This window comes from Pseudomonas sp. Bout1 (assembly GCF_034314165.1).
GTDB lineage: Bacteria > Pseudomonadota > Gammaproteobacteria > Pseudomonadales > Pseudomonadaceae > Aquipseudomonas.
Window position 1 is genome coordinate 2,149,193 of sequence record NZ_JAVIWK010000001.1, and the last position, 22,567, is coordinate 2,171,759.

General features: G+C 59.8%; 22 protein-coding genes. 9 read left to right on the forward strand and 13 right to left on the reverse strand.

Annotated features, from left to right (window positions below; translation table 11 throughout):
• Positions 1 to 59: 59 nt before the first annotated feature.
• Positions 60 to 827, reverse strand: a complete 768-nt coding sequence (locus tag RGV33_RS09795; RefSeq protein ID WP_322144094.1) for a class III extradiol ring-cleavage dioxygenase — start codon at positions 825 to 827, stop codon at positions 60 to 62.
• 101 nt (positions 828 to 928) lie between these two features.
• Between RGV33_RS09795 and RGV33_RS09800 the strand changes: the two genes are divergently transcribed.
• Positions 929 to 1,585: a thiopurine S-methyltransferase gene (locus RGV33_RS09800; protein WP_322144095.1), complete on the forward strand. Its 657-nt coding sequence runs from the start codon at positions 929 to 931 to the stop codon at positions 1,583 to 1,585.
• A 51-nt stretch (positions 1,586 to 1,636) separates the two neighbouring features.
• On the opposite strand, the gene htpX is transcribed toward RGV33_RS09800, so the two are convergent.
• Together htpX and RGV33_RS09810 are read right to left on the reverse strand one after the other, a co-directional pair.
• Positions 1,637 to 2,524 (reverse strand): protease HtpX, encoded by an 888-nt coding sequence (gene htpX, locus RGV33_RS09805; protein ID WP_322144096.1) that lies wholly within the window; start codon positions 2,522 to 2,524, stop codon positions 1,637 to 1,639.
• A 314-nt stretch (positions 2,525 to 2,838) separates the two neighbouring features.
• A complete protein-coding gene (locus RGV33_RS09810; protein WP_322144097.1) occupies positions 2,839 to 4,050 on the reverse strand; it encodes a pyridoxal phosphate-dependent aminotransferase in 1,212 nt (403 codons plus the stop codon).
• 202 nt (positions 4,051 to 4,252) lie between these two features.
• Between RGV33_RS09810 and msrB the strand changes: the two genes are divergently transcribed.
• The 3 genes from msrB to RGV33_RS09825 all read left to right on the forward strand — a co-directional run bounded on the left by msrB (position 4,253) and on the right by RGV33_RS09825 (position 5,712).
• Positions 4,253 to 4,645 carry a peptide-methionine (R)-S-oxide reductase MsrB gene (gene msrB, locus RGV33_RS09815; protein WP_322144098.1) on the forward strand — a complete coding sequence of 131 codons (393 nt, stop codon included), beginning with the start codon at positions 4,253 to 4,255 and terminating at the stop codon, positions 4,643 to 4,645.
• 132 nt (positions 4,646 to 4,777) lie between these two features.
• Positions 4,778 to 5,263 (forward strand): glutathione peroxidase, encoded by a 486-nt coding sequence (locus RGV33_RS09820; RefSeq protein WP_177047138.1) that lies wholly within the window; start codon positions 4,778 to 4,780, stop codon positions 5,261 to 5,263.
• On the forward strand, positions 5,260 to 5,712 hold the full coding sequence (locus RGV33_RS09825; protein WP_322144099.1) for a MarR family transcriptional regulator: 453 nt from the start codon (positions 5,260 to 5,262) through the stop codon (positions 5,710 to 5,712). The genes RGV33_RS09820 and RGV33_RS09825 overlap by 4 nt, the downstream gene beginning before the upstream one ends.
• On the opposite strand, the gene RGV33_RS09830 is transcribed toward RGV33_RS09825, so the two are convergent.
• Complete coding sequence (locus RGV33_RS09830) at positions 5,696 to 8,005, reverse strand: hybrid sensor histidine kinase/response regulator (protein WP_322144100.1); 2,310 nt, start codon at positions 8,003 to 8,005, stop codon at positions 5,696 to 5,698. The genes RGV33_RS09825 and RGV33_RS09830 overlap by 17 nt on opposite strands.
• Positions 8,006 to 8,171: 166 nt before the next feature.
• Between RGV33_RS09830 and RGV33_RS09835 the strand changes: the two genes are divergently transcribed.
• Together RGV33_RS09835 and RGV33_RS09840 are read left to right on the forward strand one after the other, a co-directional pair.
• Positions 8,172 to 9,062 carry an ATP-binding protein gene (locus RGV33_RS09835; RefSeq protein ID WP_322144101.1) on the forward strand — a complete coding sequence of 297 codons (891 nt, stop codon included), beginning with the start codon at positions 8,172 to 8,174 and terminating at the stop codon, positions 9,060 to 9,062.
• Positions 9,059 to 9,541 carry a GAF domain-containing protein gene (locus tag RGV33_RS09840; RefSeq protein ID WP_322144102.1) on the forward strand — a complete coding sequence of 161 codons (483 nt, stop codon included), beginning with the start codon at positions 9,059 to 9,061 and terminating at the stop codon, positions 9,539 to 9,541. Before RGV33_RS09835 ends, RGV33_RS09840 begins: the two co-directional genes overlap by 4 nt.
• 116 nt (positions 9,542 to 9,657) lie before the next feature.
• On the opposite strand, the gene RGV33_RS09845 is transcribed toward RGV33_RS09840, so the two are convergent.
• The 8 genes from RGV33_RS09845 to RGV33_RS09880 form a co-directional block, all read right to left on the reverse strand.
• Complete coding sequence (locus tag RGV33_RS09845) at positions 9,658 to 13,290, reverse strand: transporter substrate-binding domain-containing protein (protein ID WP_322144103.1); 3,633 nt, start codon at positions 13,288 to 13,290, stop codon at positions 9,658 to 9,660.
• An 8-nt stretch (positions 13,291 to 13,298) separates the two neighbouring features.
• Positions 13,299 to 13,925, reverse strand: coding sequence for a response regulator transcription factor (locus tag RGV33_RS09850; RefSeq protein ID WP_322144104.1), 627 nt, complete (start codon positions 13,923 to 13,925; stop codon positions 13,299 to 13,301).
• 259 nt (positions 13,926 to 14,184) lie between these two features.
• Positions 14,185 to 14,580, reverse strand: coding sequence for a response regulator (locus tag RGV33_RS09855; protein ID WP_322144105.1), 396 nt, complete (start codon positions 14,578 to 14,580; stop codon positions 14,185 to 14,187).
• A gap of 223 nt (positions 14,581 to 14,803) precedes the next feature.
• Complete coding sequence (locus RGV33_RS09860; RefSeq protein ID WP_322144106.1) at positions 14,804 to 16,135, reverse strand: deoxyguanosinetriphosphate triphosphohydrolase; 1,332 nt, start codon at positions 16,133 to 16,135, stop codon at positions 14,804 to 14,806.
• A gap of 72 nt (positions 16,136 to 16,207) precedes the next feature.
• Entirely contained in the window at positions 16,208 to 17,371 is a 1,164-nt protein-coding gene (locus RGV33_RS09865; protein WP_322144107.1) for an EAL domain-containing protein, read from the reverse strand.
• Between the two features lie 92 nt (positions 17,372 to 17,463).
• Entirely contained in the window at positions 17,464 to 17,805 is a 342-nt protein-coding gene (locus tag RGV33_RS09870) for a hypothetical protein (protein WP_322144108.1), read from the reverse strand.
• Positions 17,802 to 18,188: a phage holin family protein gene (locus tag RGV33_RS09875; RefSeq protein WP_003209078.1), complete on the reverse strand. Its 387-nt coding sequence runs from the start codon at positions 18,186 to 18,188 to the stop codon at positions 17,802 to 17,804. The genes RGV33_RS09870 and RGV33_RS09875 overlap by 4 nt, the downstream gene beginning before the upstream one ends.
• A gap of 2 nt (positions 18,189 to 18,190) precedes the next feature.
• Positions 18,191 to 18,505: a YqjD family protein gene (locus RGV33_RS09880; protein ID WP_322144109.1), complete on the reverse strand. Its 315-nt coding sequence runs from the start codon at positions 18,503 to 18,505 to the stop codon at positions 18,191 to 18,193.
• A 348-nt stretch (positions 18,506 to 18,853) separates the two neighbouring features.
• On the opposite strand from RGV33_RS09880, the gene RGV33_RS09885 reads away from it, so the two are divergent.
• On the forward strand, positions 18,854 to 20,062 hold the full coding sequence (locus RGV33_RS09885) for an ammonium transporter (protein WP_322144110.1): 1,209 nt from the start codon (positions 18,854 to 18,856) through the stop codon (positions 20,060 to 20,062).
• Here the strand turns inward: RGV33_RS09885 and RGV33_RS09890 are convergent.
• On the reverse strand, positions 20,049 to 21,770 hold the full coding sequence (locus RGV33_RS09890; RefSeq protein ID WP_322144111.1) for a monovalent cation:proton antiporter-2 (CPA2) family protein: 1,722 nt from the start codon (positions 21,768 to 21,770) through the stop codon (positions 20,049 to 20,051). The two genes, RGV33_RS09885 and RGV33_RS09890, sit on opposite strands and share 14 nt — an antisense overlap.
• Positions 21,771 to 21,911: 141 nt before the next feature.
• On the opposite strand from RGV33_RS09890, the gene RGV33_RS09895 reads away from it, so the two are divergent.
• The gene (locus RGV33_RS09895) at positions 21,912 to 22,148 is read left to right on the forward strand and encodes a glutaredoxin family protein (RefSeq protein WP_322144112.1); all 237 of its coding nucleotides are present in this window, start codon (positions 21,912 to 21,914) and stop codon (positions 22,146 to 22,148) included.
• 74 nt (positions 22,149 to 22,222) lie between these two features.
• A complete protein-coding gene (locus RGV33_RS09900; RefSeq protein WP_322144113.1) occupies positions 22,223 to 22,558 on the forward strand; it encodes a transcriptional regulator in 336 nt (111 codons plus the stop codon).
• Positions 22,559 to 22,567 lie beyond the last annotated feature (9 nt).

The following is a 22,567-nucleotide window of genomic DNA, read 5'->3' on the forward strand; positions in this document are numbered from 1 at the left end:
GGCTGATTGATCGAACATAAAAAATCCCCGACTGGTTCGGGGATTTTTTTTGCCTTCGATCAAGCGAAGCGATAGATGTCCATGCCCAGCGCACCCATGGTGAAGCCTTGGTGGGCCGCGCTGAATTCACCGCCTGCGCCCCGGGCGAAATACAGTGGCAGCAAATGCTCATCGCTGGGATGGCTGCGCACGGCATGGGGAGCCTGGCGGCGATAGTCGTGCAGGGCGGCTTCATCGTTGGCTGCCAGTTTGCTGACCATCCAATCGCGAAAGTCCCGTGCCCAGGGCTCGATGCTTTCAGGCCCGGCGTGCCAGTCCAGTTCGCCGAGGTTATGGGTGATGCTGCCGGAACCGATCAGCAGCACGCCTTGTTCCCGCAGGCTCGCCAGTGCGTGGCCGACACGGGTTTGCAGGGCAGGGCCCATGCGGCTTGGCAGCGATACCTGCACCACCGGAATATCGGCGGCCGGGTACATCAGTGACAGGGGCACCCAGGTGCCGTGGTCGAAAGGACGCTGGTCATCAATGCGCGCCTCCAGGCCGTCCGCCTTGAGCAGCTCGACTATCTGGCCTGCCAATTGCGGGTTACCGGGCGCCGGGTACTGCACGGCGAACAATTCCCGTGGGAAGCCGCCGAAGTCGTGCCAGGTCTCGGGTGCGGCGCTGCCGGTCACCAACAGGCCTTGGCTTTCCCAGTGCGCCGAGACCACCACAATGGCCTTGGGCCGTGGCAGCTCCGCCGCCAGGCGCTTGAGTGCCGGGCCGCTGGCGCCTGGTTGCAGGGCGAGCATGGGCGAACCGTGGGAGATAAACAGGCTGGGGAGCATGAGCGGGTCCTGAGGGTTAAGATGGGGCCATCTTCAATCAGATCATTGATCTAAATCTAATATAAGTTTTAGCGCTATTTGATCAAGTTTTAGGGTTAATCATGGAACCTGGATTTTGGCATGAGCGGTGGGCGCGCAATCAGACGGGGTTTCATCTGCCCGAGGTGAATCCATACCTGCTGCGCCACTGGCCTGGGCTGGGCGTGGAGCGCACAGCGCAAGTGTTGGTGCCGTTGTGCGGCAAGAGCCTGGACCTGGTGTGGCTGGCGAGTGTCGGGCATCGGGTGATTGGGGTCGAACTGTCGGAAAAGGCCGTTGAGGAGTTTTTCAGCGAGCAGGAACTGACGCCGCAGATCAGTCAGCGCGGTGCTTTCAAGGTCTACCAGGCGGGCTCCATCGAACTCTGGTGCGGGGATTTCTTCGCCCTGGATGCAGGCGCAGTGGCAGATTGCCGGGCGCTTTACGACCGGGCGGCGTTGATTGCCTTGCCGCCGTTGATGCGAGAAAAGTACGTCGCGCACTTGACCAGGATTCTGGCGGCAGGCAGTCGTGGCCTGTTAATCACCCTCGACTATGAACAGTCGCAGAAGGCGGGCCCGCCGTTTGCGGTGAGCGACGAGGAAGTGAAGCTGCTGCTCGGCGCGCATTGGAGCTTGGAGGTACTGCAGGAGCAGGACATTCTGGACCAGAGCTGGAAGTTCGTTCAGGAGGGCGTCACACGCCTGGAAGAGCGAGTGTATCGCCTGGCCAAAGACTGAATCGCGCCCACAAAAAAGGGGCGATCAAATCGCCCCTTCTTCTTGTTGCTATCAGCCGCGGCGACGCAGTGCGTCAATCCGCTCTTCCAGCGGTGGATGGCTCATGAACAGACGAGCCATGCCTTGCTTGATACCACCGTTGATGCCAAAGGCTGTCAGGGTGTTCGGCATGTGCACCGGCAAGCCCTGTTCGGAGCGCAGGTGCTGCAGGGCGCTGATCATTGCGCCGGTACCGGCCAGGCGTGCACCGGCTTCGTCTGCGCGGAATTCGCGTTTGCGTGAAAACCACATCACGATCGAGCTGGCGAGGAAACCCAGTACCAGTTCGGCGAAAATGGTCGCCACGTAGTAGGCGATGCCCTGGCCCTGTTCATTCTTGAAAATCACCTTGTCGACGAAATTGCCGATGATCCGCGCAAAGAACATCACGAAGGTGTTCACCACGCCTTGCACCAGCGCCAAAGTGACCATGTCGCCATTGGCCACGTGGCCGATCTCGTGGGCCAGCACGGCCTTGATCTCGTCGGGCGAAAAACGCTCGAGCAAGCCTTGGCTGACGGCCACAAGGGCGTCGTTCTTGTTCCAGCCGGTGGCAAAGGCATTGGCTTCATAGGCCGGGAAGATCCCGACTTCAGGCATCTTGATCCCGGCTTCGCGGGACAATTGCTCGACGGTTTGCAGCAGCCATTGCTCATGCCGGGTACGTGGCTGGGTGATGATCTGGGTGCTGGTGCTCATCTTCGCCATCCACTTGGAGATGAACAGCGAGAAAATCGACCCGGCAAAACCAAAGACCGCACAGAAGATCAGCAGCTGATTGAGGTTCAGATCAACCCCGTTGGCCGCCATGATCCCATTGAAGCCGAAAAGGCTCAGCGTGATGCTGGCAATCAGCACGACCGCCAGGTTAGTGGCCAAGAACAGCAGAATGCGCATCATGGTTGTAGAATTCTCCTCATGCTAAATATGTCGCGTACTGCGGGGTATATAAGGTGCGGCATGGGGGTATTCAACCGAGGGACTATTTCAAACTGTGTCCTACAGCCTGAATGTAGAGCCTTGAAGGGAATTTCCGACGCCAGATGCAGTTCGAGAGCCTCGCCTGATTAGCTCGCGGCCCTGTAATTATAGGGTGATGCCCAAGCAACGGTAGAGCCGGCGAGTGTAAAAGGTGGCGCGGGCCGCGCAGGGTAGAGAAGTGTTGCCAGATAATCGCTGTACGACCGGGGGTGGGCCGTACAGCGCAATGTCGGTTACTGGCGATAGGACTTCAGGAAGTTGCCGATACGACCAATGGCCATCTCCAGGTCATCCACCCGCGGCAGCGTGACCACCCGGAAGTGATCCGGCCACGGCCAGTTGAACGCCGTGCCCTGGACGACCAGCAGCTTTTCCGACAGCAGCAAATCAAGCACGAACTTCTCGTCGTTGAAGATCGGGCACACTTTCGGGTCGATCCGCGGGAAAGCATACAGCGCGCCCATGGGCTTCACGCAGCTGACGCCCGGAATTGCGTTCAGCAGTTCCCAGGTACGGTTGCGCTGCTCCAGCAGGCGGCCCTGTGGCAGTACCAGGTCGTTGATGCTCTGGTAGCCACCCAAGGCGGTCTGGATGGCATGCTGGCTTGGCACGTTGGCACACAGGCGCATGTTGGCCAGCATGTCGATACCCTCGATGTAGCTCTGGGCATTGTGCTTGGGGCCGGAAATCGCGATCCAGCCGGAACGGAAACCCGCCACCCGGTAGGATTTCGACAGGCCGTTGAAGGTCAGGCACAGCAGGTCGGGCGCCAGGGAAGCCGTGCAGATGTGCACGGCATCGTCGTACAGGATCTTGTCGTAGATCTCGTCGGAAAACACCACCAGGTTGTGCTGGCGTGCCAGTTCGAGCATGCCCAGCAGCACTTCCCTGGAGTACACCGCGCCGGTGGGGTTGTTCGGGTTGATGATAACCAGCGCCTTGGTATTCGGGGTGATCTTGGCCTTGATGTCGGCCAGGTCCGGGAACCAGTCGGCGCCCTCGTCACACAGGTAGTGCACTGGATGGCCGCCGGCCAGTGTGACGGCGGCCGTCCACAGCGGATAATCGGGGGCCGGAACGAGTACTTCGTCGCCGTTGTTAAGCAGGGCCTGCATGGACATGACGATCAGCTCGGACACGCCGTTGCCCAGGTAGATGTCTTCGATGCCGACACCTTCAACCTGCTTTTGCTGGTAGTACTGCATGACCGCCTTGCGCGCACTGAACAGGCCTTTGGAGTCGCTGTAGCCTTGGGCGGTAGGCAGGTTGCGGATCACGTCCTGAAGGATTTCCTCCGGCGCTTCGAAGCCAAAGGGTGCCGGGTTGCCGATGTTCAGCTTGAGGATGCGATGGCCTTCCTCTTCCAGGCGCTTGGCGTGCTTGAGCACCGGGCCGCGAATGTCGTAGCAGACGTTGGCGAGCTTGTTCGATTTGCTGACCTGCATGGCGATGTGATCCTGAAAATGAACGATCCAGACGGTGTGAAGACTACCGTGCTGAGAATCCTGCGTTGGCCTGACCCATAAATACGTTTGAATGCCGGTAACGCGGGTGCCAGACTGGCGCTTTGACGAGGCGCAATCATACGTGCCGCCTGATCCATGGAAAAGACACAGATCAGGCTTTTTCAGTTGCCGAGGTGTACCGATGGAAAAGTTGCAGAAAACCGTTGATGAATGGAAAGCCATGCTCGACCCGGAGCAGTACAACGTGTGCCGCCTCAAAGGCACCGAGCGACCGTTCAGCGGCAAGTACAACGCCACCAAGACCGATGGCGTCTACCACTGCATCTGCTGCAATGAGCCGCTGTTCGATTCCAAAGCCAAGTTTGACTCCGGCTGCGGCTGGCCCAGCTTCTACGAGCCGATCGCCGAGCAGGCGATGGTCGAGATTCGGGACGTCATCCATGGCATGGTCCGCACCGAAGTCACCTGCGCCAAATGCGATGCGCACTTGGGTCATGTGTTCCCGGATGGCCCGCCGCCGACCGGCTTGCGTTACTGCATCAATTCGGTGTGCTTGGATCTGGTGCCACGCTAGACCGTCGACCTTCTGCGGGCCTTGGCGCCCGCAGGGGTTGTTATAGGCAGGTATAAGCCCGGGCAATTAAATTGCACACAATTGAATTGCCTACTATCTTTTGGTTCTTCCTATCTCTTTCGAGGCACTGCCATGAGCGACAACCTGCTGAACATCCCTTGCACCACCATCAAGGGTGAGCAAAAGACATTGGCCGATTTTGCCGGCAAGGCGATTCTGGTGGTCAATACCGCCAGCAAATGTGGCTTTACCCCCCAATACAAGGGGCTTGAGGAACTCTGGCAGCACTACAAGGACCAGGGCCTGGTGGTGCTGGGCTTTCCCTGCAACCAGTTCGGCAAGCAGGAGCCGGGCAACGAAGGCGCCATTTCTGAATTTTGCGAGTTGAACTTCGGTGTCAGCTTCCCGTTGTTCAAGAAGATCGACGTCAACGGCAGCGATGCTCACCCGTTGTTCGTGCAGCTTAAAAAGCAGGCCCCGGGTTTACTGGGTTCCAAGGGCATCAAGTGGAACTTCACCAAGTTTCTGATCGGCCGCGACGGCCAGGTGGTCAAGCGTTTTGCCCCCACCACCAAGCCCCAGGACCTGACCCAAGAGATCGAAGCCCTGCTCAAATGACCGACCTGTCCCTGGCTCTCGACGACCAACTGTGCTTCAAGCTCTACGCGGCCTCGCGCGCGGTCACCCGGGCCTACAAGCCGATGCTTGAGCAGTTGGGCCTGACCTACCCGCAATACCTGGTGATGCTGGTGCTGTGGGAATGGCACGGTGCGGCCATGCCACAACCCACGGTCAAGGCCTTGGGCGAGCGCCTGTTGCTGGATTCCGGCACGCTGACGCCGCTGCTCAAGCGTCTGGAGCAGCTAGCCCTAGTGAGGCGCCAGCGCAGCGCGCTGGATGAGCGTGAAGTGCACCTGAGCCTGACCGAAAAAGGCCAGAACCTGCGTGACCAAGTGCAACCGTTGAAGGCGCGGCTATTGTGTGACAGCGGAGTTGACCTGAACCAGGCCGATGCCCTGCGTGATGGCCTGGATCAGCTGTTGCGCCAGATCAAAGACTTGTCGTAGTCGGCACCCACAGGTCGAGCAAAGCCTTGAGTTCTTCCCGGCGAAACGGCTTGGCCAGGTAGTCGTTCATGCCGGCCGCCCGGCAGCGCTCACGCTCCTCGGACATGGCGTTGGCGGTCAGCGCGACAATTGGCAGGTCCGGCCAGCGCCCGCTGCGGCGAATCTGCCGGCTGGCTTCATAGCCATCCATCACCGGCATGTTGCAGTCCATCAACACCATGTCGAAGCTCTGTTCTTCCAGCAACTTGAGGGCTTCGCCACCGTGGGCGGCGACGATTACCTCGCAACCGAGTTTGCCGAGCATGCCCTTGGCCACCAGTTGGTTAACCGGGTTGTCTTCCACCAGCAGGATGCGCGCCCGATGAGCGAGCGGGCCGGTTTCCAGTTGGATCAGGTCCAGCACCAGGTCGGGATCGGTGCGCAAGTTGCGCTGCAAAATCTGGTACAGCGCGGTGCGGCTCAGGGGCCTGGCTTGCTGCTGCAGGGGCGCCAGGGCCGCGACTTCTTCGCTGGGCATGAAGTTGCCATAGGCGGTCACCAGCAAGATCGGCGCGGTGATCGTCGGGCGCAGGCGAAACAGGCATTCGGGGCAGTCGGTGATCAGCAGGTCGGGGTTCTGCCCGCTCAAGTCGTCGTCGATGGAGTAACAGCGCGGCGTCAACCCCCAGCTCGGCAGCAGGCTGTTGAGCAATTCCGCCAGGCCACTGCTGGTGCTGGTGATCGCAATTACGTCCCCGGACAACGGCGCCAGGCGCACCGCCGGTAAATGCGTGGCTAAGGGCAGGTCGGCGCAGAACTGGCTGCCAAAGCCTGCCTCGGAACTGATGCTTAACCGTCCCTGCATGGCTTCGCACAGGTTGTGGGTAAGCGCCAGGCCCAGGCCGGTCCCGCCAAACTGGCGAGTGATGCCCGCGCCGGCCTGGGTGAACGGCTGGAAGATCTTCACCTGGGCGTCCTGGGCGATCCCGATACCGGTGTCGCACACCTCGATCCTGACCCGGCCGGCTTGCGCACTGAGGCGCACGTCCACCCGGCCAAACCGCGTGAACTTCAGGGCGTTGGACAGCAGGTTGCTGACGATTTGGCGTACCCGCGTCGGGTCGCCCAGCACCTGGGCTGGAAACTGCGGGTCGATCAGGCACGTCAACTCCACACTGGGCGCGGCATTTTGCGAGAGCAGGTTGGCGGTGTCTTCCACCAGTGCGCCGAGGTCGAACGGGATGTTTTCCAGTTCCAGTTGGCCGGCGTCGAACTTGGACAGGTCGAGGATATCGTTAAGTAGTTCCACCAGTACTTTGCCCGAGTCATGGGCGATCGACAGCTGCTGGCGTTGCTCGGCGTTCAGCGGGCTGTCGAGGGAGAGAGCGATCATCCCCAGCAGGCCATTGAGCGGGGTACGGATTTCATGGCTCATGTTGGCCAGGAACGCCGCCCGTGCCTGGGCCATGGCCAGGGCCGTCATCTTCGCCGCTTCCAGTTCGTCGTTTGAAAGACTGAGCCGATGGTTGATCGCCTTGAGCTCGGTGGTACGCGCAGAAACGATGTTCTCCAGTTGCCCGAGGTATTCCGTGAGGCGGTTCTCGGCGTGCCGTCGCTGCTGGATTTCGGTCTCCATGTTTTCAAACTGTTGGTTGGCGACGTCGACCAACACGCCGATTTCATCGTGTTCGTGTCCCGGTGGGCAGTCCAGTCGCGCGTGCTTGCGTGAACTCAGCTCGCGAATAATGCGCACCAGCGGCTTGGTCAGCATTACGTAGAACAGCGCCAGCAGAATGCCGGTGAGGAGCAGGCTGCGGGCAAAACCGTTGAGCAGGGTGATTTCGGCACGGCGCAGGAACCGGCTGCCGAACGCGTAGGTGTCGACGTCCAGGCGCAGCACGCCGAGGGCGTCATTGGGCATGTGCGCGAGGTACAGCCGGTCTTCGAATTGGCGGTTGGCGCCAAACAGGAAGTCGCTGATGGGCCGGTAGGTGCTTTCCTTGCGCGGTCGATGGACATCGGCCAGTACCAAACCGTTGTTGTCGATCAGTTGTGCATGGGTGATGGCGGGGGAGTGCAGCAGGCCGAGGGTCAGCTCCTGGGCCAGTTCGGCGTCGATGTTATAGGCGATGCGCGAGGCCGGGTTGTGACTGATTTCAATCAGTGCACGTATTTCCCGGTTGATGGAAGCGTCTTCGCTGGCATAATCAATCCCGATCTGTATCAGGCTGAGCAAGGTTCCCAAGACGAATCCGACCAGCACTGTCAGTCTGGCTTGTTTATAAGACAAGCGGTGGGCGAACTTGATATCCATCGGGTGCTGTACCACTTTACGTTTCCTTTCGCCCGGCAAGCATAGCTGAACATCCACAGGTCAAACTTGCCCGGCATGAATCGATTTTATTCGGTGCAGCCCTGCACGGTCTGCCTCAGGGTTGCCAATACGCCATCTTTTACAAGAACTTGCCAGAGGAATAGTCGTGGATTCTCGATTGAATGCCTTTCTTGAGCGAGCCGACGCGGTACTTGCTCGCCTGGAACCCTTGTTGCCCGCCCCGCGCGAGGCTGTTGACTGGAACCATTGCCTGGCTGCCCGCTGGCAGCGCGAAGGACGCAGCGGCTTTTTACTGCCGCTGGAAGTCAGCCTGGACATGCGCCTGTCTGACTTGATCGGCGTGGATAAACAGCGCGAACAACTGGCCCGCAACACCCAACAGTTTCTCGACGGCCTGCCGGCCAACCATGCGTTGCTCTGGGGCTCGCGCGGCACGGGTAAATCGTCCATGGTGCGCGCCTTGCTCGCCCAGCATGCCAAGGCCGGTTTGCGCCTGATCGAGATCGAGCGCGATCACCTGGCGGATCTGCCGCGAGTGGTCGAGCAACTGGTCAAATTGCCACAGCGCTTTGTGCTGTTCTGTGATGACCTGTCCTTTGAAGCCGGCGAGAGTGATTACCGTGTGCTCAAGAGCGTGCTCGACGGCTCCCTGGAGCAGGCACCGGAAAACGTCTTGTTGTATGCCACCTCCAACCGTCGCCACCTGGTGCCCGAGAACCAGAGCGATAACGAAAACTGGAAGACCGTAGACGGCGAACTGCATCCCAACGAAGCGGTGGAGGACAAGATTGCCTTGTCTGACCGTTTCGGTTTGTGGCTGTCGTTTTACCCGTTCAATCAGGAACACTTCCTGGATGTGGTCGAGCACTGGATCGGCGAGTTGGCGAGCAAGGCCGGTTTGCAGTGGCAGCGCGATGAAGAACTGGACATCCTCGCAGTGCGCTGGGCAACCGGGCGTGGCAATCGCAACGGCCGTTGTGCCTATCAGTTCGCCCGCTATTGGGTGGGCCTCAAGTTGTTGGAGCGTCAACCATGATTGATTTGCAACCGTCCGCAGCCGGCCTTGATGGTTACGCCATGCTGCATGCGCAGTTGGAGTCGTTGCTGGCGGATGAACGGGACTTCATTGCCAATGCGGCGCAGTTTTCTGCATTCCTGTTCAATCAGCTGGACGATTTGAACTGGGCGGGTTTCTACCTAAACCGCAATGAAGAGTTGGTGCTCGGGCCTTTTCAGGGCCAGATTGCCTGTGTGCGCATTCCGTTTGGTCGCGGTGTGTGCGGCGCGGCAGCGGCCTCGCTGCAAACCCAGCGGGTGGAAGACGTGCATGCATTTCCGGGGCATATCGCCTGTGACAGTGCGTCGAACAGCGAGTTGGTCGTTCCGTTGGTCAAGGACGGGCGCTTGATTGGTGTGTTGGACCTGGACAGCCCATCACTGTCGCGGTTTACCGCGCAGGATCAGGCCGGCATCGAGCAGTTGGCGGCGATTTTCCTGCGGCTGACCGACTGCTGATGCACTGACCCTCTTGTTGTAGGAGCGGGCTTGCTCGCGAAAAACCAAAGAACACCGCGTGCAGCCAGAATGCCCGCGTTATCGATGGCGATTTTCGCGAGCAAGCTCGCTCCAGGTTACCGGCGGTCCAGGACGTCCAGTTGCATCTGTAGCATCCTTTCCAGTTCAAGCATGGATTTCTCCATCGCCTTGATTCCCGCCTCGATCGTGTGCCGATGCTCGCCTTGGCCACAGGCCTGTTCCAGTGTTTCGCATTGCCCGGCCAAGGTTTGCGCCTGGATGATCCGTGCGGCGCCCTTGATCTTGTGGGCCTGCTCTACCAGGCACTGGGGGGCGGCTTGGCGGGCCAGCAGGTCCATGAGCTCGACTCGATCATGCCGGCTGCTGCTCAACAGCTCTTCAAGCAAGCGTCGGCTCAACTGAGGGTCGCCGCCGGTCATCGCGTCCAGGCTCTGAAGGGTGAACACCGTGCGGGACGGCAGCGGGTCGACTTGCGCCAGTTGCTGTTCCAGCGAGGTGAGGCTGATGGGTTTGAACAGGCAATCGTTCATGCCAGCATCGAAGCAGCGCTGCTTCTCCTCGGGTTGGGCATTGGCGGTGAAACCCAGTATCACACACGGTGTTTTTTGCTCGCGCAGCTCATACTCGCGAATCGAGCGACTCAACTCATAGCCGTTCATGATCGGCATATTGCAGTCGGCAATGACCAGGTCGAAGTGTTCCTGGCGCCAGGCCTGGAACCCCGCAGCACCATGATGGGCGGCCGTGAACTGATGCCCCAGGAAACCCAGTTGCTGGCACATGAGCAAGCGGTTGGCCGGATGGTCGTCCACTACCAGTACATTGAGCACCGGCGCCGGCGTGGCCGCGGCAGGCTCCAGCTTGCCAACAGCCTTGACTGGCAGCAGGCTGGCCATCTTCAGGCTGACGTGAACCTGCGTACCCACCATGGGCACGCTGCTCAGGCTTAACTGGCCGCCCATCATTGCGCACAGGCTGCGGCAAATCACCAGGCCCAGGCCCGCACCGCTCCTTGCCAGGTGCCCGGAGTTATCGGCCTGGGCAAAGGGTTCGAACAGGCGAGCCTGGTCTTCGCGATTTATTCCGATACCGGTGTCCTCCACCACCAGTTTCATCTCGATCTGTTGCGGTTGCCCGGTAGCCTTCAGTTGCACCTTGATCTTTACCTGCCCGCGTTCAGTGAACTTGATCGCATTGCTCACCAGGTTCGAAAGCACCTGCTTGAACCGCAACGGGTCGATCAGTACGTCGGTATCGTCGGCCTCAGGGGTGAACTCCAGCACCAGGCTCAGGGTTTTCTGGCGCGCGAGGCCATCGAAGACACGCACCACCGACTCGATCACCTCGCGCAGGTTGACCCGCTCCGGAGCCAGGCTCAATCGGCCGGATTCGATGCGTGCGATGTCCAGGATATCGCCGATCAGTTCCAGCAGGTCCTTGGCCGAATTGTAGGCCACCTCGATGGCAGGGCGATCCAGGTGCCCTTGGTCGGCGCGCTTGAGTGTCAACTCCAGCATGCCAATCACGGCGTTCATCGGTGTGCGAATTTCGTGGCTCATGGTGGCCAGGAAGGTGCTTTTCGCCCGGTTGGCTTCATCGGCGCGCTCCTTGGCGGCACGCAGCTCATCGAACAGCTGGCGCCGTTCGCTGATGTCGATCCAGCCGCCAATGATGCCCTGGACCTCGCCCATGGAGTCGCGGTACGGAAGAATCCAATGGTAAATCGTGAGTTTTTTCCCGTGAACATGCAGGGTGCGGTCAAGGATCAGCGGTTGGCCTTCGGACACAACCCGCTGATAGTCGGCATGGTATTGAGCTGCCTCCGTTTCCAGGGCCATGTTCATTTGGGTGATGCTTTTACCAATCACGTCTTCACGCTTGACGTCGAACGTTTGCAGGTAGCTGTCGTTGCAGGTCTGCAGGAAGCCGTTGTGGTCGCGTACGTAGATCGGGTGCGGTGTTTCGTTGACCAGGGCACGCATGAACTCGAACTGGTCGCCAAGGGCGCGTTCGGCCAACTTGCGGTGCTTGATCTGGCGTTGCAGGTACCCGTTCCAGGCCAGGGAAATCAATAACAGCAGCCCGGTGCCGATGATGATCTGGGCAATCAGGCGGTGGTAATTGCGCCAGTAGCCATCGGAGGCCGCGTTGTAGCCGCGCCAACGGCTGTTGATCGCCGCCAGTTCATCCGGGGCGATGCTGAGCAGCGCCTTGTCGATGATCGAACTCAGCTCGGTGGCCCGACGGGACGTCGCCAACGCAAATGTGGCAGGCAGCGTGCCGATACTGGCGCTGATTTGCAGTTTGTCCTGGAACACCGGCGAGGACAGGAAGTAGTTGGCGACCACCAAAGGGCTCACCGCCCCGTCTACCTGGCCTTGTGTCAACAACTCCGATGCCTTGAAGGTGTCCCCGGTTTGCACCAGGTTGATCTGGGGGAACTCCTGCTGCAGGAACTTTTCCTGCGGGTTGCCCTGGGTGATTGCCAGGCGCTTGCCTTCCATTTGCTGAAGGCTTGCAGGCGCGCCTGCTTCTTTACGCGTCAGCAGTACGTAGGAGTTTTCCAGGTAGGGCCGGCTGAAGTTCAGTTGGGACTCGCGGCCGGCGCTGGGGGTGATTGCGCCGATGATATCGGCCGCGCCGGTATTGATCTGGTCGATCATGCTGGCAACGTCACGCACGTGTTGAATCTCGAAGCGCAGGCCCGTTCGCAGGCGGATCAATTCCAGCAGGTCGGCAGTGATGCCGCGGAAGTTTGCGTCGGTATCAAAGAACGTCAGTGGCGCAAGGGTTTCGTTGACGACCACCTTCACCACCGGGTGGTCCATCAGCCAGCGCTCTTCACGCAGGGTCAACTGCAACTTGCGGTCGCTCAACAGGATATCGCTGCCTGCGCTCCAGCGTTTGGCGATGCTGTCGCGTTCATAGGTCGACACGCCATTAAGCACCGAGTCGACGATGCTCAAGAGCAGGGGTTGATCCTTGCGCAGGGCGAAGCTGAACCCATGTGCCTCGTGCTTGCCGAAATTGGCCATCCGGATGTTCTTCAGATAGCCCTTGTTGATCATGTAGTGAGTTGAAATGGTATCGCCGAGAAATACATCCGCCTGGTCAAATGCAACCGCATTCAACGCGTTTTGATAGGACGGGTAGGCATGGATGGTCGCTTTCGGATAGAGCGCCTGTACTTCTTCCAGGGGCAGGTAGTGGTAGACGAGGCTCAGGCGCAGGCCGGCGAGGCCTTCGCCAAGCTTGCGGGTTTCCCCTTCACGGGTCACCAGCACGGGCTGGTCCACTGCGTAGGGCAGTGACAGGACGAGCTTGGGATTTACCGCTTCAAAACCATTGGATGATCCGAGAAAATCGATTTCGCCGTTTTCAAGGGCCTGGATCGCCGCCTCTCGCGTGGAATACCGCAGTACCGTCAGCGGCAGCGCCAGGGTCCGGGCCACCAGGCCTGCGTAATCGGCCGTCAGCCCTTCATAGTCGCGACCGCTGGAGGTGATATCGAACGGCGGGTAGTCTGGCGCCGAGGTGCCGAGTATCAATTCCCGCTTGTTTTGCAGCCACTGGCGTTGTGTTTTGTTCAGGGGAGTGTCCAGTTGGACAGCACCGGCACGCCCCAGCAGTGCATATTGCTCCGGCGCAGTGGGTGCGGCCGGTGCGGAAGTGCTGAGACACACACCGATACTTAATATGATTAGATAGTCCTTTATACGCCTGGGCATCCGATTTCTCACACTAGCGCGTTACGTTTTGCCATCTCGATAAGTTCTACCAAGGATTTGGCTTTTAATTTTTGCATGAGCCTTTTTTTGTAGGTGCTGACAGTTTTGTTACTAAGAAACATGCCTTTGGCTATTTCCTTGTTTGTCCGGCCTTGTGCAAACAGTTGCAATACCATGAGTTCGCGATCATTGACGACTTTGAACAGTTCAAGCTCTTCATTGACGTCTCCTTCATTGGAGTTTCCGCTGAGGGCCTGGCTTGGAAAGTAGTTGTAACCCGACAGCACGGCCCTGATCGCACTGAGCAATTCACTCAAGTCGCCTTCCTTGCAGACGTAGCCATCTGCGCCAGAGCGCATGCACCGTGTGGCGAAGAGTTTGGGGGTCTGGGCAGTCAGGATCAGTGTCTTGGTCGGTGTGCTCATTGCGTTGAACCTGCACAGGACCTCCAAGCCGTCGAGTTTCGGAATTCCGATGTCAAGAATGATGAGGTCCGGCTGGCACTCCTTGACCATTTGTATTGCGTCACAACCGTTGTCGGTTTCACCCACTACTTTATAACCTTCGTGTTCTAACAACATTCGAATGGCAAGTCGGATAACGGGGTGGTCGTCGATAATAAAAACTGAGTTCATGATGAAATTCCATACAAGCGCAAATAAAGTCGGCACATTAGCTCACATGGCAGTGAAGGAGGATGAACTGAACGTGGAACAAACGTAAAACAAGAATGTTCCTACATAAAATAAAGCAATGGATTACGCTCGATAGAGTCTTTGTTGTTTGGGTGTAAGAATTTTGCGTGGGTGGGATTGCACGGTAGTTGATAGCGCCAGAGCGGCTCTGCAATGCGCCGTTTTCGTAGGGGGTTGGGGTTTAATGTCCTACTTTTTGTTAAGCGTGCGAAGGTGGTGGGTCTATAAGCGCATTCAGTTCGTCGCGGTTCAACGGCTTGGACAAATAGCCGAGTAATGGAAAGTTGCGTTGCAAGGCCTGGGCCTTCAGGTTTTCCAGTTCGTTGACGGGTAAACCGCTGAGTAAGATGGCAGCTTTTATAAAGCCGCGCCGATTGGCTATTTCAATCAGCTCCAGCCCTGGCAAGTCCGGTAAACATTGGTCACAGAGCAGGATATCGAAGGGCGTTTCGGTTTGTGCCATCAGCCTCAGTGCCTGTTCGGCATTTTCAGCAAGGGCCAGGTGGTGGTAGCCATAGTTGTGCAGCAGGCATCGGGTGGCCAGCAATTGAAAGGGATGATCCTCCACCAGCAGGATACAAAGTTGTTTGAGCATGGGCTTTTCCATGGGTATGGCATGTCTCGGGAAGCGGTCCACCACGACGTGCAGTCAGGCGCTGACGGGCCTGCCAGCTATCGGGCGCAGGAGTGTGTCGAAAGGCTGCGAGCAGGGCGCGCGATTATTAATCACGGGAGGGTCGAACCTCGATCAGGCCGCTCTGTTCCGTTCGTAGGGCGATTCTTTAAAGTAGCCCTGCCAGCCACGGCAGGGCCAAGGGTTATTGCGGGCTGGAGCGCCCGGTCATTTCCCGGGCCATCTCACTGGCGTAGCTGTCGGTCATGCCGGCGATGAAGTCGATCATGCGCAGGAACGAGGCGTGCAATGAGCCCGAAGGGTCTGGGGCGCTATTGCCCAGCAGGTCGAGAATGCGCTGGTTCTTGAACGAAGGCGTGCGCCCGCCATGTTGTTCCAGGGCTGCGCCACAAAAAGCGTTCAAGAGAATTTCCAGCGTGGTGTAGGCGCCGATCTCATGCAGGGTCTTGCGCTTGTCCTGGAAGATTTTTTCGCGGGCCATGTCCTTGGCGTCCAGTACGCAGCGCTTGGCTGGGCCATGCATATGCTCCACCAGGTCGCCCGGCAGGGTGCCGGCCAGCAGCGCTTGCTGTTGTTCGACGAACGCCCGGGCCGCGGCGTTGGTCAGGTGTTCGATGGCCTTGCCCCGCAGAATCGCCAACTTGCGTCGCCGGGAGTCCAGCGGGCCGAGCTGCCGGTAGGTTTGCGGCAAGTCGTCGCCCACCAGGTCCAGCAGCAGTGACTCGACCTCGGCGTATTCCAGCAGCTCCATTTCCAAGCCGTCTTCGAGGTCGATCAACGCGTAGCAGATGTCGTCGGCGGCCTCCATCAGGTACACCAGCGGGTGCCGCGCCCAACGCTGTTCTTCCAGTTGCGGCAAGCCGAGTTTCTGGGCGATCTGCTCCAGAATCGGCAGCTCGCTCTGGTAGCAGCCGAACTTGTGTTTCTTGTAGCCCAAAGAGTCGGCGTGGCGGGCGGTCCAGGGGTATTTCAGGTAGGTGCCCAGGGTGGCGTAGGTCAGGCGGGTGCCACCGTCAAACTGGTGGTATTCCAGCTGGGTGAGTACCCGGAAGCCCTGGGCGTTGCCTTCGAAATTGAGGAAGTCATTGCGTTCGGCGCTGCTCATGTCATCCAGCCAGCCACGCCCCGCAGCCTGCTGGAACCAGTGCCGGATCGCATCTTCACCCGAATGACCAAAAGGCGGATTGCCGATGTCGTGGGCCAGGCAGGCCGATTGCACCACCATGCCCAGGTCGCTGGGGTCGCACCAGTCGGGCAGGGCGCTGCGGATCGTTTCGCCCACGCGCATGCCCAGCGAGCGCCCCACGCAACTGACTTCCAGGGAATGGGTCAGCCGGGTGTGGATGTGATCGTTGCTGGACACCGGGTGCACTTGGGTCTTGCGGCCCAAGCGGCGAAACGCACCGGAAAAGATGATGCGGTCATGGTCTTTGTGAAACGGGCTGCGCCCAAGTTCTTCCGGGCTGTGCAGGGGTTTTCCGAGGCGTTCGCGGGTAAGCAGGGTGGGCCAATCCAAGGCGGGTACTCTCCGTGCGGTGAATGACGCCTCCCAGCTTCCCGGTTCGGCCGGGCCTTCGCAAGCGAAAAACTACAAGCCGGCGGCGTCGATATCGATTAACAGCAGGCGCTGGCCGTTATCAAAGAATTGCCCGGCCGTCAGGCAGTATTGGTTGGTGGTGGCATCGCGATAGGTCGTTGACAGTGTCAGGCGCCGCTCCTCCCAGCCCTCGGCCAGCAAGTGATAAAAATACGGGCGCCAGGACCAGTTGTGTCCCAGGTAGCGGCTGTCGGCTTGCCAGGCACCCTGGTGCCATTCGAAGTTGGGCGTCAATTGCGTGCCATGCCGGTCGCACTGGTAAAAGCGCAGCAGCCAGGGAAACGCTGGCAATTGCGGCAGTTGGCTCAACGGTGCCCGCGCCTGCGCCCAGGTTTGCAGGATTTGCATCAGTTCTGCCAGTTGCCGGCGCAGCAGCATGATCCGCCCACGCTCGGCGAGCTTCTGCTGGACATAGTCGGTGCGCAACTGGGCGAAGCGCGGCACGAACGCGTCGGTGTCGAACCACTCCAGTTGGGCCTGGGCGAACAGGTAGCCCTGGACATAACGTGAACCACATTCCAGGGCGAAATTCAGTTGCACCTCGGTTTCCACGCCTTCGGCAATGATCCAGCAGCCAGTCTTTTCTGCCATTTGAGCCAGCGCCCGCACCACTTCACCACTGGGGCCGCCACGGGCGGCGGCTTGGAACAGGCGCATGTCCAACTTGAGGATGTCCGGTTGCAGTGCCAGCACCCGGTCCAGTTGCGAATACCCGGCGCCGAAGTCATCAATGGCGATCCGCGCTCCGGCCTCGCGGTAGCGCTCGACCACTTGCGCCAACCGCAGGATATCGCCGCCCAACTCAGTGATCTCGAACACGATGCGGCGCGGGTCGACGTTATGTACCTGTAATTGTTTAAGGCTCGGCAGGGCCTGGCCCGGGCGCAGGCGGGTGATCCAGCGGGGCGAGATATTCAGGCTGAGAAACCATTCCTCCGGTGCTTCGTGCAGGCGGCTCAGGGCATTGTCGCGGATCTGCCGGTCCAGGCGGCGCAGTGCCACGGAGGGTGTGCGCGGGTCGGCAAACAACGGGCCCACCGAGCGCAGTTCGCCATTCGCCTGGCGCAGGCGGCCCAAGGCTTCTACGCCGGCGATGCGGCCGGTGGCGGTGTCGATGAATGGCTGGAAGCAGGCGAGCGGTTGCTCGTCGATCACGGAGCCTCCTTAAAAGACCGGAATAAAAAAGGCCCGACCCTCGATGGAGAGGGCCGGGCCTGATCTGTTTGCAAGAATGCAGCCAGTGCGGCTCAATTTTTACGCGAAGCACCTTGCATGGCCAGTTTGATCAGCGGGATCAAACCGGCGCCAAGCCGTACAAGGCGGGTCATGGTGCCGATTCCGCCACCCTTGGCGCCTTTGCCGGTAAGAAAACCCAGCAGGGTCACCACGCCCACGCCCCACAGGGGCGCGTGCTTGATGCCGAACCCGTCCTGCCAGCTCTGGCCCATGCTGCGCACCTTTTGCAGCGGCAGCATCAGTTGTTGGGACTCATGACGGATTTCCTGGCGGTGCATTTCCATGCGCAGGCGGATCAACGCCTTGCGCATTTCCCGCCGGGAAGTGTTGTGCGGCAATTCAGTCAGGCTCATGGCAGCAGGCGCTCCCGGTCGTTGGCCAGCTCTTCGAGGGTGGCGTGGAACGGCGTGGACTCATCGAACACCGCCGCCTTCAAGCGCAACCCGCAGAACGCTGCGGCCAGTATGTAGAACACGCAGAGGCTGATGATCCCGGTCAGGCGGTAGGTGTCCCACACCAGGATCATCACCAGCGCCGACAAACCCACCAGCAACAGCAAGGCAAACACCAGCGCCAGGCCTGCGAACAGCAGCAGGCTGACGGTGCGGGCTTTCTGTTCCTGCAACTCGATGCCAAACAGCTCGACGTGGCTGTGCAGCAAACCCAGGACAGCCGCGCCCAGGCGCCGCGAGGTAGAACTTGGGCCCGTGGACGAGCCGGATTCGCCGATAGACATAATTAGCGCCTTGTAGCCAGCAGGCCGATCAGAAAGCCCACGCCGGCGGCAATGCCAACGGACTGCCAAGGGTTGGCCTGGACATAATCTTCAGTGGCGTTAACCGCCGCCTGGCCGCGCTCACGCAGCGAGTCTTCGGTCAGTTGTAGGGTTTCACGGGCCTTGAGCAGGCTTTCGTGAATCTTGCTGCGCAATTCGTCTGCCTGGTCTCCGGCGAGGATCGCGGTGTCATCCAGCAGCTTCTCGGTATCGCTGACCAGGGTTTGAAAATCCGCCATCAATATTTCTTGAGCAGTCTTTGCCGTTTTGCTGGCCATGGTTATCTCCGTGAGTGGCTGGTCTGTTTACTTTTGGTTTCGAGTCACCGGCGCCGGTGAAGGTTCACTGCAATTGTCTGGTACAGCTTTTGCTTTGCCTTGGTGCGCAGGCCTTGGGCCTTGCGCTGAATCCGGGCGGTCGGGGCTCAAACCCTTAAAAACCTTACCCTAAATAACTAAAACTCGCGGAAAAACCCTGTCGTATTCTGCCTTTTGCAATGATTGCTGCGCTAAAGCGGTTCACGGCCTCAACAGAGGGTCGGGCCGCCAGTGCCAATTTAGTGCGCGTCATGAAGGTCATGAACTGCTTTGGTGCTTTTTCCTGCATGTGCAGGCCTGCCATTCTCCATGGAAAATTTGCAAAGCGCGGTGGACACCCTCGTCCACAGCTCCAACACGTTGTTTATTCTGATTGGTGCGGTCATGGTCCTGGCCATGCACGCCGGCTTTGCGTTCCTGGAAGTTGGCACCGTGCGTCAGAAGAACCAGGTCAATGCCCTGTCGAAAATCCTCAGCGACTTTGCCATCTCCACACTGGCCTATTTCTTTATAGGCTATTGGATCTCCTACGGCGTGACCTTCATGCAGCCGGCGGCGGTGATCAGCGCCGACCACGGTTATGGGCTGGTCAAGTTCTTCTTCCTGCTGACCTTTGCGGCGGCGATCCCGGCGATCATTTCCGGGGGGATTGCCGAGCGTGCACGTTTTGCTCCGCAACTGTGCGCCACCGCGTTGATCGTGGCGTTTATCTACCCGTTTTTCGAAGGCATGGTGTGGAACGGCAACTACGGCCTGCAAGCCTGGTTGCTGGCCACCTTCGGCGCCAGCTTCCATGACTTTGCCGGCAGCGTCGTGGTGCACGCCATGGGCGGCTGGCTGGCGCTGGCGGCGGTGCTGTTGCTGGGGCCGCGCCAGGGGCGTTATCGGGAAGGGCGCCTGGTGGCGTTCGCGCCGTCGAGCATTCCATTCCTGGCGTTGGGGTCGTGGATTTTGATCGTGGGCTGGTTTGGCTTCAACGTCATGAGCGCGCAAACCCTGTCCGGGGTCAGCGGGCTGGTGGCGGTCAATTCGCTGATGGCGATGGTCGGCGGCACGGTGGCGGCACTGGTGATCGGGCGTAACGACCCAGGCTTCTTGCACAACGGTCCGTTGGCCGGGCTGGTGGCGATCTGTGCCGGTTCCGACCTGATGCATCCGGTGGGCGCGCTGGTGACTGGCGTAGTGGCAGGTGGCCTGTTCGTCTGGTGCTTCATCGCGGCCCAGGACCGCTGGAAGATCGATGATGTGCTGGGTGTGTGGCCGCTGCACGGGCTGTGTGGCGTATGGGGCGGGATTGCCTGCGGGATCTTCGGCCAGACTGCCTTGGGCGGCTTGGGCGGCGTGAGTTTGATCAGCCAGTTGATCGGCACCGCGTTGGGCGTGGTGGTGGCGCTGGCCGGCGGCTTCCTCGTATACGGCGTGATCAAGCGCGTGTATGGCCTGCGCTTGAGTCAGGAAGAAGAGTATTACGGCGCCGATTTGTCGATTCACAAGATTGGCGCCGTCAGCCAGGATTGAGGGGCGAGTCACCCGGGTCCTGGTTGCAGCCATGTAGCAACTGGTACCGGCCCTGGCGCACTTCATCCACACGCGCCTTCACCTGCTGGTGCGACAAACCCAGCAGGATCAGCGCGTGGGAGGCGAGCATCAGGCTCGACTCCAGCAACTCGGGCACCACTTCAGTGGCGCCGGCGGCTTTCAGCTCGGCCAACTGACTGTCGTCACGGGTACGCACCAGGATCGGCACGTGAGGGTTGACCCGCCGCGCTTCCTTGAGCACGGTCAGGGCGACGTCGCTGTTGTCCACCGCGATCACCACCAGGCGCGCACGTTCCAGGCCGACGGCGCTGAGAAGGGCGCCACGGCGGCAGTCGCCGTAATGCACCGCGCTGTCTGCGGTGGCCGCTTCCTGGACTCGCTCCGGGTCGTCATCCAGGGCAATGAACGGCTGCTGCTCTCGTTGCAGGAATCGCCCGATGGACTGGCCAACCCGGCCATAACCGCAAATCACCGCATGGCCGCGCAGCTCGGCGTTGAGGGCGGTTATCTCTTCAAGCTGCACTTGCTGGTTGGGCTTGCGATGCAGGCGCAGGGCGATGACGGGGGCGGCCCTGAGCAATAGCGGGGTCAGTAGCATCGAGCAGAAGGTGGCCGCGAGCAGCAACCCGCTGATTTCGGCGGGCATCAGGTGGCTTTGCTGCATTTGCGCCATCAAGGCAAAACAGAATTCACCGCCCTGGGCCAATGCCAGGCCACTGCGCCAGGCGGTTTCACCGTCGCTGCCGCGTAGCTGCACGAGTAGCGCCACGACACAGCCTTTGATCACCATCAGGGTGAGGGTGAGGCCAAGGATCAACAGGCTATGGCTGATGAACAGTTGCAGGTCGATCAGCATGCCGATGCTGACAAAAAACAGCCCCAGCAGGATGTCGCGAAACGGTCGGATATCGGCTTCGATCTGATGGCGGTAATGGCTTTCGCCCAGCAGCATGCCGGCGAGAAACGCGCCGAGGGCCGGGGACAAACCCAGCAAATGCGTCAGCCAGGCGGTGAGCAGCACAATCACCAGTGCCAGCAGCACGAACAACTCGGCCGAGTGGGACGCCGCCACCTCGCGGAACAATCGCGGCAGCAACCAGCGGCTCGCCAGCAGCAGGCCGAGGAATAGCACCACGGTCTTGCCCAGGGTTTGTGGCAATGCCCAATACCAGGCTTGCTCGCTGTTGCCGGCGAACACCGGCACCAGGGTCAGCAGCAATACCGCCACCACATCCTGAAACAGCAATACCCCGATCGCATTCTGGCCATGGCTGCTGAAGATTTCCCCGAGGCTGGTCAACTCCTTGCTGACGATCGCAGTGGACGACAACGCCAGGCCGGCGCCGAGCAGCAGCGCGGTAGTCGGCGACAGGCTGCACAGCGCCAGCAGGCCGCCCAGCAGCAACCCGCAACACAGCACTTGCAGGCTGCCCAGGCCAAACACCACCCGGCGCAGGCTGAACATTTTGCTCAGGGAAAACTCCAGGCCCAGGGAAAATAGCAGGAACACCACGCCCAACTCGGCGAGGTCTGGCAGCTCTTCGCTGTCATTCACCCAGTCGAGGGCGGTTGGGCCTACCGCCAGGCCAACACACAGATAGCCCAGCACCGGTGGCAGTTGCAGGCGGCGAAACAGTGCAATCACCACTAGGGAGGAGGCCAGGATAATCAGCAGGTTGGCAAACACGCGCAGCTCCATTGCAGGTATTACGGGAAAAAAGTCGCGAGAATCGCTGAATCAGTTATAGGCCATGGTGACCTGGGTCAGGCTTTTGCAGTGCCCCGACGCTGTTAGAATAGGCACCTGATTCTTCCTGGACCCTTTGCCATGCTTCCTGAATGTCAGTTGTTCGGCACCCTGGGCTGCCATCTGTGTGAATTTGCCGAAGCCGAAATAATGCCGTTGGTCGAACACGGCCTGTTGGTGGAGTTGGTGGATATCGCCGATTCCGAAGCCCTGTTCGAAGCCTACGGCCTGCGGATTCCGGTGCTGCGCCGGGTGGACACGGGCGCCGAGCTGGAGTGGCCGTTCGATGAAGCGCAGGTGGTGAGCTTTCTGCTCTAGCACTCGGCGATGGCGGCTTCCCGATTATTCGGTTACTGTATGTTTGTACAGCGATTGAATGAGAGGGAACGCCCGTGGTGAATGTTGAACAACTGAAAAGCAGCGTCAATCGCATGTCCGCCGACGTCGTGCGCGATGCGGTGAACGAGCTGCGCCTCGATGGCCTGGTCACGGAAGGCAAGACGCCGTTTAACAAAGTGCATTTCAATACCTGCTTTGCCGAGATCGAAGCGCTGTTCCAGCGTGCCGGTTATCACAAGCAACTGGACGTAGTGGGTTATCAGGGCTTGTTGTATGCGCTTTACGACCCAGGCCGCTGGGAAGCGGTGGACGTGCTGCGCTGGCTCAAGGAGTTCACCGAGGCGGCCAGTGTGTCACCGGTGCTGCGCGCGGAATTGGCCAAGGCTTGAATCTGTGCT